General features: G+C 68.0%; 11 protein-coding genes and 1 pseudogene. 6 read left to right on the forward strand and 6 right to left on the reverse strand.

Going from position 1 to position 13822, the window contains the following annotated elements:
• Positions 1-37: 37 nt before the first annotated feature.
• From ACFTQE_RS17920 to ACFTQE_RS17945, 6 genes are all read right to left on the reverse strand, one after another.
• Positions 38-997 carry a D-alanine--D-alanine ligase gene (locus ACFTQE_RS17920; protein WP_376926344.1) on the reverse strand — a complete coding sequence of 320 codons (960 nt, stop codon included), beginning with the start codon at positions 995-997 and terminating at the stop codon, positions 38-40.
• Positions 998-1014: 17 nt separating this feature from the next.
• Entirely contained in the window at positions 1015-2337 is a 1323-nt protein-coding gene (locus tag ACFTQE_RS17925) for a PLP-dependent aminotransferase family protein (protein WP_376926345.1), read from the reverse strand.
• Between the two features lie 172 nt (positions 2338-2509).
• A complete protein-coding gene (gene trxA, locus ACFTQE_RS17930; protein WP_056007113.1) occupies positions 2510-2833 on the reverse strand; it encodes a thioredoxin in 324 nt (107 codons plus the stop codon).
• Positions 2834-2924: 91 nt separating this feature from the next.
• Positions 2925-3899, reverse strand: a complete 975-nt coding sequence (trxB, locus tag ACFTQE_RS17935) for a thioredoxin-disulfide reductase (RefSeq protein WP_376926346.1) — start codon at positions 3897-3899, stop codon at positions 2925-2927.
• A gap of 165 nt (positions 3900-4064) precedes the next feature.
• Entirely contained in the window at positions 4065-5687 is a 1623-nt protein-coding gene (murJ, locus tag ACFTQE_RS17940; protein ID WP_376926347.1) for a murein biosynthesis integral membrane protein MurJ, read from the reverse strand.
• Positions 5680-8037, reverse strand: a complete 2358-nt coding sequence (locus tag ACFTQE_RS17945) for a DUF6049 family protein (RefSeq protein WP_376926348.1) — start codon at positions 8035-8037, stop codon at positions 5680-5682. The genes murJ and ACFTQE_RS17945 overlap by 8 nt, the downstream gene beginning before the upstream one ends.
• Positions 8038-8143: 106 nt before the next feature.
• On the opposite strand from ACFTQE_RS17945, the gene ACFTQE_RS17950 reads away from it, so the two are divergent.
• From ACFTQE_RS17950 to dnaB, 6 genes and pseudogenes are all read left to right on the forward strand, one after another.
• The gene (locus tag ACFTQE_RS17950) at positions 8144-9586 is read left to right on the forward strand and encodes a CCA tRNA nucleotidyltransferase (protein ID WP_376926349.1); all 1443 of its coding nucleotides are present in this window, start codon (positions 8144-8146) and stop codon (positions 9584-9586) included.
• A gap of 155 nt (positions 9587-9741) precedes the next feature.
• A pseudogene (rpsF, locus tag ACFTQE_RS17955) lies at positions 9742-10101 on the forward strand (30S ribosomal protein S6); the annotation flags it as partial.
• 101 nt (positions 10102-10202) lie between these two features.
• Positions 10203-10724, forward strand: a complete 522-nt coding sequence (locus ACFTQE_RS17960) for a single-stranded DNA-binding protein (RefSeq protein WP_179551603.1) — start codon at positions 10203-10205, stop codon at positions 10722-10724.
• 89 nt (positions 10725-10813) lie between these two features.
• A complete protein-coding gene (gene rpsR / locus ACFTQE_RS17965) occupies positions 10814-11074 on the forward strand; it encodes a 30S ribosomal protein S18 (protein ID WP_022892391.1) in 261 nt (86 codons plus the stop codon).
• An 11-nt stretch (positions 11075-11085) separates the two neighbouring features.
• Entirely contained in the window at positions 11086-11538 is a 453-nt protein-coding gene (gene rplI, locus ACFTQE_RS17970) for a 50S ribosomal protein L9 (protein WP_376926350.1), read from the forward strand.
• Between the two features lie 465 nt (positions 11539-12003).
• The gene (dnaB, locus tag ACFTQE_RS17975; RefSeq protein ID WP_056007924.1) at positions 12004-13377 is read left to right on the forward strand and encodes a replicative DNA helicase; all 1374 of its coding nucleotides are present in this window, start codon (positions 12004-12006) and stop codon (positions 13375-13377) included.
• Positions 13378-13822 lie beyond the last annotated feature (445 nt).

Raw genomic sequence — 13822 nt, forward strand, 5'->3', positions numbered from 1 at the left:
GCCCAATCGGGCCGGCCCTCTTCACACATCGACGTTCTCAGTTGGAACGAGCGTGTGCCGCTTCCACGAGTGCGCCGTAGATCGCAGCGGCACTCGTGCCGGATGCCTCGATGGCGAGCGGGACGAGCGACGTCTCGGTGAGGCCGGGGATGACATTCGCTTCGAGGAACCAAGGGCGACCGTCGTCGTCGACGATGAAGTCCACGCGGGAGAGATCGCGCAGGCCGAGTGTGCGATGTGCGAGCACCGCGGCGTCCGATACCGCCGACACCGTTTCGTCGCTGAGTCGCGATGGTGCGTAGAAGGTCGTCTCACCGGCGTTGTATCGGGCCTGGAAACTGTAGACACCTGCGGTCGGTTCGATCTCGACGGCCGGAAGCGCGCGGGGGCCCTCACCCGTGTCGACGACGGTGACCGCGATCTCGGTGCCGTGGATCCGGCGTTCGACGACGGCGACGTCGGCGTAGGTGAACGCCTCAACCATCGCCCGAGGGAGATCGTTCGTGTCTTCGACGATCGTGACGCCCTGCGCCGATCCGCCGGATCCCGGCTTCACGACGAGCTCCCCCTCGAGTGCCGAGCGCACGACCTTCAGTACGCTCGACGCGCCGAGCTCCCGGAACGCCTCATGGGAGAGCACGATCGATTCGGGAACGTCGACGCCCGCGGCGGCCAGCAACGAGCTCGCGACGGGCTTCGACCAGGCACGCCGAGATGCGGCACCCGACGATCCGACCGTCGGCACGCCGATCGCCGCGAGGAGTTCGAGCAGCGACCCGTCTTCACCGCTCGACCCATGCAGTGCGGGGAATACGACGTCGGGACGCTCGTTCGCGAGGAAGGGCAGCAGCCCGGCATCGGGGTCGCGGAGCACGACGCGGTGGCCCGCGGCGGTCAATGCATCGGCGACGCGACGCCCGGAACGCAGTGAGACATCGCGCTCGTGCGAGATGCCGCCGGCGAGAACGACGACGTAAAGCCCAGAAGAATCGCTCATGATCAGGGGTTTCTCCACTACTTCAGGTCGGACGGCGGTGCGGAGTCGTACCCCGCGCTCGGAGGCAGTTGCAGCGGGCCGGTGCCCGCGAAGGTGTCGAGCAGGTCGAGCTCGCCGTTGATCACGGTCGCGAGGCGACGAATGCCGAGCCGGATCTCATCGGGCGTCGGATAGCAGAACGACAGCCGCATGGCGTGGCGACCTCGGCCGTCGGCGAAGAATGCCGTGCCGGGCGTATACGCCACGAGCTCCTTCACCGCTCGGGGAAGCATCTGCTTGGAGTCGAGAACGTCGGGCATCGTCACCCAGACGTAGAACCCGCCGTTCGGGTTGGTCCAGTTGAGCTGCGGCAGGTACTCCCCCAGCGCTTCGATCATCGCGTCCTTGCGTTCGCGGTAGACGCCGCGGAAGGTGTCGATCTGCGCGCGCCAGTCGGCTGTTGCCAGGTACTCCGACACCACCATCTGGCTGAACGAGCTCGGCGACAGGATCGCCGACTCCGCAGCGAGGATGAGCTTCTCGCGAATGGCGTGGGGGGCGAGCGCCCACCCGACCCGGAACCCGGGCGCAAGGGTCTTCGAGAACGAGCCGAGGTAGATGACCCCCTCGGGGTCGAGCGATCGGAGCGCGTTCGGTGCGGGTTCGTCGAAGTGCAGCAGCCCGTAGGGGTTGTCCTCGAGCACGAGAATCTCGTTCGAGCGGCAGATCTCGAGGATCTCGGGTCGTCGGTCGGCTGAGAGCGTGACGCCGGCCGGATTGTGGAAGTTCGGAATCGTGTACAGGAACTTGATGCGGCGGCCCTGACCTCGGAGCGCTGCGATCGTCTGTCGCAGCGCCTCGGGGATCAGGCCGTGCTCGTCGGTCGCGACGTGGGCGACGTTCGCCTGGTAGGAGCGGAAGATCCCGAGGGCTCCGACGTAGCTCGGCGATTCGGCGAGGATGACGTCTCCGGGATCGATGAAGAGCTTCGCGACCAGGTCGAGCGCCTGCTGGGAGCCCGTCGCGGTCACGACGTTGTCGACGCTGCCATGGATGCCCTCGATCGACATCACCTCGAGGATCTGCTCGCGAAGCTCGGGGATTCCCTGACCAGAGCCGTATTGCAGCGCCACGGCACCGCGCTCCCGCATGACCTTCTCCATCGAGGAGGTGATGAGGTCGTGCGGCAGCGCCGACACGTACGGCATGCCGCCGGCCAATGAGACGACCTCGGGTCGTGAGGCGACGGCGAACAGGGCTCGGACTTCGGAGGCGGCCAGCCCGGCGGCTCGCTCGGCGTAGTTCGCGTACCAGGGGTCGAGATTGTTGCCGGTCCGCTGGGGGACGCCGTCAGATGTCACTGCGCTGCTTCCGTTCTGTTCAGGGTTTCCATGGTAGTTGCTGGGTTCGGGGTGGTCGTTCGGGGTCCGGCGGCTGCGACATCCGCTCGCATTCGACGCCCCGAAGCCCGAGCCCGGAGACGCGAAAGACCCGCCCGGCTTTCGCCGGACGGGTCTGGAGTTCGACCGCCGACTACGAGATGTAGGCGGCGAGGTCGGCCTCGAGTGCGGGCTTCGGCTTGGCGCCGATGACGGTCTTGACGACCTCGCCCTTCTCGAAGACCTTGAACGCGGGGATCGCGGTGATCTGGTACTTCATCGCGAGGCCGGGGTTCTCGTCGACGTTGAGCTTGACGATGTCGAGCTTGTCGGCGTGCTCCGTCGCGATCTGGTCGAGGATCGGGCTGACGGCGCGACACGGGCCGCACCACTCGGCCCAGAAGTCCACGAGGACGGCCTTCTCGTTGTTGAGAACCTCCTGCTCGAAGGTGGCCTCGGTCACTGCACGTGCAGTCATTGCGTTCTCCTTTTGGTGAAGCCTTCGGTGATCGGATGCCGCGAGTCAGCGCTTGCGGCGACCGTGATGTGCTCGCGAGAGCGACACCTGGTCAGTTGACGACGGCGAACTCCGTCTCGAGCACGGCCTCTGCGGCGTTCTCGTTGCCGAGCGCCGCGAGGTAGTGCTCTGCGTCGAGCGCAGCGGCCGCGCCGGAACCGGCGGCGGTGATCGCCTGGCGGTAGTGGGGGTCGATGACGTCACCGGCCGCGAAGACGCCCGGCTGGGACGTCTTCGAAGTGCGTCCCTCGAGCGCGATGGTTCCCTCGGAGGTGAGGTCGAGCTTGCCGTGCACGAGGTGCGTGCGGGGGTCGTTGCCGATCGCGACGAAGAGGCCGTCGAGGTCGAGCCCGCGCTCGTCGCCGGTCACGGTGTCGCGGAGGGTGACTCCGGTGACCGCTTCGGTGCCGTGGATCGCCGCGATCTCGGAGTTCCAGATGAACTCGATCTTCTCGTTGTCGAAGGCGCGCTGCTGCATGATCTTCGACGCCTTGAGCGAGTCGCGACGGTGGATCACGTAGACCTTGCTGGCGAAGCGGGTGAGGAAGGTCGCCTCCTCCATCGCCGAGTCGCCACCGCCGATGACGGCGATCTTCTTCTCACGGAAGAAGAAGCCGTCGCACGTGGCGCACCACGACAGGCCGTGGCCCGAGAGCACCTCTTCTTCGGGGAGGCCGAGCTTGCGATAGGCCGACCCGGTCGCGTAGATGACCGCGGTCGCCTCGTGTACGTCTCCGTTGCCCAGCTTGACGCGCTTGACGGGCCCGTCGAGTTCGAGCTCGACGACGTCGTCGTAGACGACCTCGGTGCCGAACCGCTCGGCCTGCTCCTGGAGCTTCGTCATGAGATCGGGGCCCATAATGCCCTCGGGGAAGCCGGGGAAGTTCTCGACCTCGGTCGTGTTCATCAGCTCGCCGCCGATCTCGACCGAGCTCGCGATGAGCAGGGGGTTCAGCTGCGCGCGTGCGGCGTAGATCGCAGCCGTGAAACCGGCCGGTCCCGAACCGATGATGATGATGTCGCGCAAACCCGCTCCCGTCGTTGCTGGTGATTCGTAGCATTCAACGAATCGGATGCCACGAGATGCTCAACACAGTCTAAGCGGCGACTATTCCGCCGGAGCCCCGCGATGCAGCGTGTGACGGATGCCGCGTGGAGGCGGATGCGCCTGGTGCACGCCGTGCGCGACTGCTCAGCGCCTCCGGAGCTTCATGATGATGGCCTCCGCGAAGCCCCGGAACTCGGGGACCCGCGCGAACCAGAGGGTTGCGAAGTAGAGGAGTGCCATCGTGCCGCCGATCACGATCATCGAGACGATCGCGCCGACTCGGGTCTCGAGCGCGAAACCCCCATCGGTGGTGCCACCGAGGAGCACGAGCAGACCGATGCCCGCAGCCACCGGGATGATCGCCGCTGCGATGAATCGGAGATAGGACCCGAGCACGTGCCGAAGGTCGATGCCGCGGAGCTTGCGTCGCAGGAGGAGCGCGGCGAGGATCAGCTGGGCGGTACCGGCCACGGTGGTGGTGAGGGCGATCGCGAGGGCGACCTGCGAGGTCGGCAGGGTGCCGGCGTACAGGGCGCCCGCGGTGAACAGCACCACCTGGAAGAGCGTGAAGAAGAAGGGCGTCTTGGTGTCGTTCAGCGAGTAGAAGGTGCGTTGCACGACGAACAGCGCGGAGAAGCCGACCAATCCGATGAGATAGGCGATGACGATGTTGCCGAACGCGGCGATGTTCTCGAGGTCTCCGAGTCCGTACACCGCGCCGAACGGGTACGCGACGACCATGATGACCGCCGTCGCGATCACGATGATCGAACCGATGCCGCGCAGGGCGCTCGACAGGTCGGCTCGCACCCGGTCGACGTCGGCGATGGCAGCGTGCTCGCTCATGCGGGTGAAGTAGGCCGTCGCGATCGAGACGGTGATCACCGAGTGCGGCAGCATGAAGATCAACCAGGCGTTGTTGAGCGCAGCGACGGATGGATCGCCGGTGTCGGCCGCCCCGCCGCTGATCCCGGTCTCGACGATGCCGGCGAACGTCGTCAACAGCAGCATTCCGAACGTCCAGCCCGCGATCTTCCCGGCCGCACCGAGGCCCACCCCGCGCCAACCGAAGTCGGGACGGAACCGCAGCCCGATGCGCTTCCAGAACCAGAAGAGGGTCAGCGCCTGGAGCGCCACACCGACCGTCGTGGCGCCCGCGAGGAGGGCGATCATGCCGGCGGTCCACTCCGACGGTGACCGCGAGCCTCCGGGATCGGCTCCGAAGATGAACGCGAAGACGAGCATTCCACCGATGCCGACCAGGTTGTTGATCACCGGTACCCAGGTGAACGGTCCGAACGAACGCTTGGCGTTCAACACCTCGCCGAGCACCGAGTAGAGCCCGTAGAAGAAGATCTGGGGGAGGGACCAGAACGCGAAGAGCGTCGCGAGCTGGCGGGTCTCATCGTCGAGCCTCGGGCCGTACAACAGCGTCAGGAGTGGTGCAGCGAGCGTGGCGATCACGGCCACGCCCGCGAGAATCACGAGCGCGACCGTCACGAGTTTGTTGATGTACTTCTCGCCGCCGTCGGCAGAGCGGCTCGCCCGCGCGATCTGCGGCACGAGCACCGCCGAGAGCACTCCCCCGCCGACGATGGCGTAGATCGTATTGGGGAGCTGCGTCGCGATCGCGAACGCGTTGGCACCCGAGCCGACCATGCCGATCGTCGCGGTGAGCACGATCGTCTTCACGAAACCGAGGATGCGGGAGACGATCGTGCCCGATGCGAGGAATGCGCTCGCGCGCCCGATGCGGTCTTCAGCCATCGCGGCGATCGTCTCCATGCTCGTCGGGTTGTTCGGTATCGGTGGAGCGGACGCCCTCCTCGGGCTCCTCGCCACCGGTTGCACTCGCGGTCTCCGCCGCCTCCGCCTCGCCGCTCTCCGCCGCCTCGGCACGTCGCTTGCGATGACGCCGGATGTTGCGCCAGATGCCGACCCCGAAGAACACGACGATGATGACGCCGATGATGGCGGCCCCGAGGCCCTCCCAGTCGGCCTGAACGTTGACCGGGATCGAGACGGGGCTGCCGACCGGAACGCCCTCGGGCGAGGTGAGCGACACGGTGAGCGTCACATCGCCGTTGCCGATGCCGGCGGCGACCGGAACCGTCGTCGTGCTCCGCGACTCGGGGTCGATCTTGACGGTGATCTGGTCTTCGACGACCAGACGACCGTTCGACGGCGTGACGTCGACGACGACGGTGACGGGGTACGGCAGTGCGTTGAGGATCGTCGTGGGCACGCCCGTCTCGGACGACACGACGTTGATGGGGCTGCTGGGCACGACCGAGACCGCGTCGAGCGTTCGGCGCTGCGCGACGAGCCATTCGCCGACGGCGGCGTCCCACGCCGGTCGATCGTCGAGCCAGGCCACGTCGAGCAGGGCGAGGGCGTCGCGTCGTGTCGGTCCGGTCAGCTCACGCGGGTCTTCGAGCACGGTCGCGAAGGCGGCCACGTTCGCATCGGTGCGGATGATGCGGTCGACGTTGTCGATGCGCTGCTGGTCTTCGGGCTGGTCGACGAGGGCACGGGCCACCGGCGGTGCGCCGATCGCGTCGGTGAGGGAGGCGGCAGCGACCCGAGGGTTCGCGGCGAGTTGGTCGAGCGTGGCGCTCACGCGTGCCGACTGCGCTCCGGCGCCGCGGCCGAGCGTTGCCAGCAGCGTCGCGGGCTGCTCGGCATCGTCGCCGTCGAGCAGTGCGAGTTCCGCCCCGAGCCGGCCGGCCGCCGCTCGCCACTCCGCATCGGTGAGGGCCTCCGACGCCGCGCGCAGTGGAGCGGTGAGTCGGGCATCGGCGACGACGGCGGTGGATCCGTCGACGGTCGACGCGGCATTGGCCCACTGCTCGTCGGTCGAGACGTTGCCGGGAGCGAGGATCGACGTGGTCAGCCCGGCCGCCCCCAGGAACGCGAGGTCCCCCGTCGCGACCGTGTCGTCGCCCGGCCAGGCGATGTCGGTACGGGTGTAGGGCCAGGCGAGCAGCTCTTCGGTCGTCGGCAGCTCGCCCGTCGCCGGCTGGGTCGGAACAGGGGTCGCACTCGGGGCGGTGTCGCCGTCGTCGTCCGCGGTGGCCTCGGCGGTGCCGGTGAAGTCGGCAGGGTCGAGGACGTCGGTGAACGAGGTCGGACCGAGCAGCGCCGGCACTCCGAGTTGCGCCTGGGCCGCGACATCCGCATCTGCATACGCGAGGGGGAATATTTCGTTCTGGAGCCCGGCGAGGCGCTCGAGCCACGCCGTGGCGGTGCTCGGCGCCGAGGTGCCGAGCACGCGGATCGACGCGATGATGCGCGGGTCGACGCCGATCGCGATCGGTCGCCCCTCGACGGCGTCGAGCTGGCGTGTGAGCAGTCCGAACGGGGAGGTCCAGGTGGCCAGGTCCTCCGCTCGGAGCAGGCCGCTCGCGGATGCCGGCACGGTCAGGGGAACGGCGAGGGCGATCGAGGTCGCGCCCGTAGCGGGTGCGTTCGCATTCGCGAATGCATCGGCGGCCGAGGAGACGAGCGTGTCGCCCACGAGCAGCTCCGCACCGAAGCCGAGCACCGGGGAGGTGTCGATCTCGTCGATGGCCTCGGGCGGCAGCGTGACGGACACGACCTCGACGGCGCCGGGCGCGATCGTCGTCGATGCGACCTCGGCGACACCGACGCCGTCGATCGCGGTGGCTTCGGGGACGGCGTCGTCGGCCGTGGATGCCTCGGGGTCGGGCGCCTGCGCGAGCCACGCGTCGAGTTCGGCCGTCTCGTCGATCGCGGTCGCGGAACGCAGGAGGCGGAGCGTGCCGGCCTCGACGGGCTCCGAGGTGGAGTTCACGATCTCGATCTCGAGGTCGACCGGCGCGTCGGGAGCGACGTTCGTCGAGCCCGTCGGTGCGACCCGCAGGACGACGCCGGTACCGGTGCGCGCCTCGGCCTGGACGAATCGGGCACTTGGCGCGGCCAGCGCCGTCAGGGGTGCCGTCACCAGCACCGCGGTCGCTGCGATCGTCGCGCCGAACGCCGTGATGCCGCGTCGGCGGGAGCGGGAGGCGTGCGGCGACGAGGGCGACCGCCGGGCGCCATCCGTCGATTCGACCCGTGAGCACCGGCGGCGCGCAGGGTTCGACTCGGGCACCATGTTGGCGATTCTACGGCGTGGCGCCCGCGCATTCGCCCGGCATCCACAGGCGCTTCGGATGGTGCGCGAACCGGGGCATCCGTCAGCTGGCGCTTAACATGGGGGCATGCAGAGTGTCGCGGCAGCCCTCGACCGGCTGGGCGAGCTGGCGGCTTCGCCGACCGTTTCACGCCTCGCGGCGGCGTTCGAGGCGGCCGGCCACGAACTCGCGCTCGTCGGCGGCCCGGTGCGCGACGCGTTCCTCGGCCGCGACGTCAACGACCTCGACTTCACGACGGATGCCACGCCCGACGAGATCCTCGCGATCGTCAAGCCCATCGCCGAGGCGCACTGGGACATCGGGCGCGCGTTCGGCACGATCGGCGCGAGGATCGCCGGTGAGACCGTCGAGATCACGACCTACCGCGCCGATGCCTACGACGGCGCATCCCGCAAGCCCGAGGTCGTGTTCGGCTCGAGCCTCGAAGACGACCTCACCCGCCGCGACTTCACCGTCAACGCCCTCGCGCTGCGCCTGCCGAGGCTCGAGCTCGTCGACCCGTCGGGTGGCGTCGAAGACCTCGTCGCGCGCGTGCTGCGCACCCCGGCCGCTCCCGAGCAGTCGTTCGGCGACGACCCGCTGCGGATGCTCCGTGCCGCCCGCTTCTCGTCGCAGCTCGGCTTCACGGTCGAGCCCGCGACCGCCCAGGCCATGACCGACCTCGCCGCCGAGATCGATCGCATCTCCGCGGAACGCGTGCGCGACGAGCTCACGAAGCTGCTCCTCTCGAGAACGCCGCGCAGCGGCATCCGGCTGCTCGTCGAATCCGGTCTCGCCGAACGCGTGCTGCCCGAACTGCCGGCGCTCTCGCTCGAGCGCGACGAGCACCACCGTCACAAGGACGTCTACGAGCACAGCCTCACCGTGCTCGACCAGGCGATCGAATACGAGATCGAGCGCGGCGTGCTCGACTCCCCCGACCTCATCGTGCGCCTCGCCGCCCTGCTGCACGACATCGGCAAGCCGGCGACCCGGCGCTTCGAGGGCGGCGGCGCGGTCAGCTTCCACCACCACGACGTGGTCGGCGCGAAGCTCGCACGCAAGCGCCTGCGCGCGCTGCGCTTCGACAACGACACGATCGCCGCGGTCTCGCGGCTCATCGAACTGCACCTGCGCTTCTTCGGCTACACCGACGGAGCGTGGAGCGACTCCGCCGTGCGCCGCTACGTGCGCGACGCGGGCGATCAGCTCGAGCGGCTCCACATCCTCGCCCGGGCCGACGTCACGACCCGGAACCGCCGCAAGGCCGACCAGCTCGCCTTCGCGTACGACGACCTCGAGGAGCGCATCGCGGTGCTCGCCGAGGAGGAGGAGCTCGCCGCGGTGCGCCCCGAGCTCGACGGCGCCGACATCATGCGGCTGCTGGACATCCCGCCGGGCCCGATCGTGGGCGAGGCCTATCGATACCTGCTCGAGGTGCGCCTCGACGAGGGCCCCATCGGCCCGGATGCCGCGACCGAGCGCCTGCTCGCCTGGTGGGCGTCGCGCGAAGCCACGGCCGAGGCCTGACCAGTCCGGTCGAATGGCGTGGGTGCGGGGCATCCGCTATGCTGTCTAGGTTGCCCGTGTGCCGCGATTGTGCGGCCTCCACGGCGTGACGTATGCACAACCCTCCTGCTGCAGAGATCCTGTAGCCGTTTGAGTCCGAAGGAGGTGGGTTAGTCATGCACCAATACGAGCTGATGGTTATCCTCGATCCCGAGATCGATGAGCGCACCGTTGCTCCCAGCCTTGACAAGTTCCTCAACGTCATCCGTAATGATGGCGGCACCGTCGACAAGGTCGACATCTGGGGACGTCGTCGTCTGGCGTACGAGATCAACAAGAAGAACGAGGGCATCTACGCCGTCGTCGACTTCACCGCCGAGTCCAAGACCACCGATGAGCTCGACCGCCAGCTGAACCTCAGCGAGGCCGTCATGCGCACCAAGGTCCTCCGCGCCGAAGAGGCGATCGCACAGGTCGCCGCTCACGCGAAGGCCCAGGAGGCGAAGGCCGCGAAGAAGGCCGCCGCTCAGGCGAAGGCCGGCGCGAAGGCTGCAGCTCCTGCTGCCGCTGTCGCCGCCGCTCCCGCTGCTGCGGTCGCCGCGGCTCCCGCCACGGCCAAGAAGGACGACTAGTCCTCATGGCCGGCGAGACCATCATCACCGTGGTGGGCAACCTCACTGCAGATCCCGAGCTGCGTTACACGCAGAACGGCCTCGCGGTTGCCAACTTCACCATCGCTTCCACTCCTCGTACGTTCGACCGTCAGGCGAACGAGTGGAAGGACGGCGAAGCGCTGTTCCTGCGCGCGAGCGTCTGGCGTGAATTCGCCGAGCACGTGGCCGGTTCACTCACCAAGGGATCCCGGGTCATCGCTTCCGGGCGTCTCAAGCAGCGTTCCTACGAGACGAAGGAAGGCGAGAAGCGCACCACCATCGAGCTCGAGGTCGACGAGATCGGCCCGAGCCTGCGCTACGCCACCGCGTCCGTGACACGTGCACAGTCCAACCGTGGTGTCGGCGGCGGCAACAGCTCCTTCGGGGGCGGCGCCGGTGCCGACGAGCCGTGGGCACCCAGCGCCCCCGCAGCAGCCCCTCAGGGCGGCGGCGGCGACGTCTGGAACACCCCCGGTACGAGCTACGGCGACGAGACCCCCTTCTAGGCCCAGCCTGCTCGACAGGCACTGAGGCCGGTGAACGGATGCCGCAGGCATCCGCTCGCTCGAATCGTTTTCAATAGACAGGAAAGACAATGGCTGGAAAGTCGAGCGGCGATCGCCGCAAGCCGACCCGCGGGAAGGGCGCGAAGAACGCCGCCCCGGCGAAGTCCATCAAGGTCGGTGTCATCGACTACAAGGACGTCGCGACCCTCCGCAAGTTCATCTCCGAGCGTGGAAAGATCCGCGCCCGCCGTATCACCGGTGTCTCCGTGCAGGAGCAGCGCCTGATCGCCCGTGCCGTCAAGAACGCACGCGAGATGGCCCTTCTGCCCTACTCGGGCTCTGGCCGCTAAGGAGCACGACAATGGCTAAGGTAATTCTCACCCACGAGGTCACCGGCCTCGGCACGGCCGGCGACGTCGTCGAGGTCAAGAGCGGTTACGCTCGCAACTACCTCGTTCCCCAGGGCTTCGCTGTGGCGTGGTCCCGCGGTGGCGAGAAGCAGGTCGAGCAGATCAAGGCGGCTCGCGCCGCTCGCGCCCTGCACTCGCTCGAAGACGCTCAGGCCCTCAAGGCCAAGCTCGAGTCGACCAAGGTCAAGCTGGCCGTCAAGGCCGGCCAGGGCGGGCGCCTCTTCGGCTCCGTCAAGACCTCGGATGTCGCGGCTGCGGTCTCGACCGCCGGTCTCGGCGAGCTCGACAAGCGCAAGATCGAGATCACGGCCCCCATCAAGGCGGTCGGCGATCACGAAGCCACGGTTCGTCTGCACGACGAGCTCTCGGCGACGATCACCCTTCAGGTGGTCGCAGCGAAGTAGTTCGCAGCAACGCACGAGAACGGCGGTTCGGGCCTCGGCCCGGCCGCCGTTTTCGCGTCTTCGCGTACACCCGCCGCAGTGCTGCGCGCAAGTCGACATCGGTGTTTCCTGTGATGGTTGTACACAGGTCGACCCACAGGTGGAGTGGACTTCAAAAGAAGTTTTCCCCCACAGGTGTGAATAGATGAAAATGCTGGTCGCGCCTGAATTCAACTCGTGTAATTCACGGAGTTTCCACAGTTATCCACAGGCGTAGTGCACACATTCCACGGCGTTTCGCCCAGTTTGTCCCCAGAGTTATCCACAGGCCGGGTTGTGTTGTGCACACCGGCTTCCCTATCGTGAAGCAGCGTCCATTCCACCCCATGCGAAACCCCGGTCCATCAGCCATGTCGGCGGCCTCCGGGACACTGGGTGATGGGCGCGGGTCGCTCGCCCGTCTGAGCCGAACCGGAGGTCATGAAGTTGTCGATCGCGCACATCGGGCTCGCTGAACCGGTCGATGACGGTGACGCCCGACGGGGCGAGCGCGTTCCTCCCCACGACCTCCTCGCCGAGCAGAGCGCACTCGGCGGCATGATGCTCTCGAAAGACGCCGTCGCCGACGTCATCGAGACCGTGCGCGGCGTCGACTTCTACGTGCCGAAGCACGAGGTCGTCTTCAACGCGATCCTGACGCTCTACTCGCACGGTGAGCCCACCGACGTCATCGCCGTCACCGACGAGCTGACGAAGACCGGCGACCTGCAGCGCGCCGGCGGCGTCGAGTACCTCCACACGCTCACGAGCATCGTGCCGACCGCCGCCAACGCCGGCTTCTACTCGTCGATCGTCGCCGAGCGCGCGATGCTGCGTCGCCTCGTCGAGGCCGGCACCCGCATCGTGCAGATGGGCTACCAGGGCGAAGGCGAGGTCACCGACCTCGTCAACAACGCCCAGGCCGAGATCTACGCCGTGACCGGCTCCGTCGAGACCGAAGACTACGTGCCGCTCTCAGAGGCCGTGACGGTCGCCATCGACGAGATCGAGGCGGCCAAGCACACCGACGGCAAGTTCACCGGCGTGCCCACGGGCTTCGCCGACCTCGACGACCTGACCAACGGGTTCCACCCCGGCCAGATGATCATCGTCGCGGCGCGACCCGCCATGGGAAAGTCGACCCTCGCGCTCGACTTCGCCCGCGCCGCGTCGATCACGAACGGTCAGCCGTCGGTCTTCTTCTCGCTCGAGATGGGCAAGAGCGAGATCGCGATGCGTCTGCTCAGCGCCGAGGCATCCGTGCCGCTGCAGATGATGCGAAAGGGCACCGTCGACTCGCGCGACTGGACCACGATCGCGGCGACCCGCGGCCGCATCAACGACGCCCCGCTCTACATCGACGACTCCCCCAACATGACGCTCGTCGAGATCCGCGCGAAGTGCCGCCGTCTCAAGCAGAAGGTCGGGCTGAAGATGGTCGTCATCGACTACCTCCAGCTCATGACGAGCGGCAAGCGGGTCGAGAGCCGCCAGCAGGAGGTGTCGGAGTTCTCGCGTGCACTGAAGCTCCTCGCGAAGGAGCTGCAGGTGCCCGTGATCGCGCTGTCGCAGCTGAACCGTGGCCCCGAGCAGCGCGCCGACAAGATGCCCGCCATCAGCGACCTGCGCGAGTCGGGCTCGATCGAGCAGGATGCCGACATGGTGATCCTGCTGCACCGCGAGAGCGCCTACGAGCGCGACAGCCCCCGCGCCGGCGAGGCCGACCTCATCGTGGCCAAGCACCGAAACGGCCCGACCCGCACGATCACCGTGGCCTTCCACGGGCACTTCTCGCGCTTCGCGGACATGGTGCAGGGGTAGTCGCGCCGAGCGGCGAGACGTACGCGCTCAGTCTCGCGGGCGATGCGGCGGGAGCGCTCGCGCTGCCGGCCTCGAGGCATCCACCACCCGGTGGATGCGCGCATCGGTCGGCTGAGGGCTGCCGACGAGCGCGCGAACGCGGCAGGCTCGGAGCATGGACATGAGAGCGCCCGCAACGGGCAGAAGGAACGGAGTGAGCACGGATGCCGCGGTCCAGGCATCGCACGAACAGCTCACGGGTCATGATCACGGGTGGATCGTGGAGTCGGCGCACTCCACATCAGAGGGTCGGGTTCTGTACGTGCGATGCGCCGAGTGCGGAGTCAGGCGGATCGACGTGCAGCAGTACCCGGACGCTCCGCCCGCGGCGCTCAGTATGGAGTTGCGCCAGCCTTCCGGCAGCGACGGACCTTGACGGCACGGCCGCACTCGAGGGTGCGGCCGC

Source organism: Agromyces sp. NPDC056965, assembly GCF_042673425.1.
Taxonomy (GTDB): Bacteria; Actinomycetota; Actinomycetes; order Actinomycetales; family Microbacteriaceae; genus Agromyces.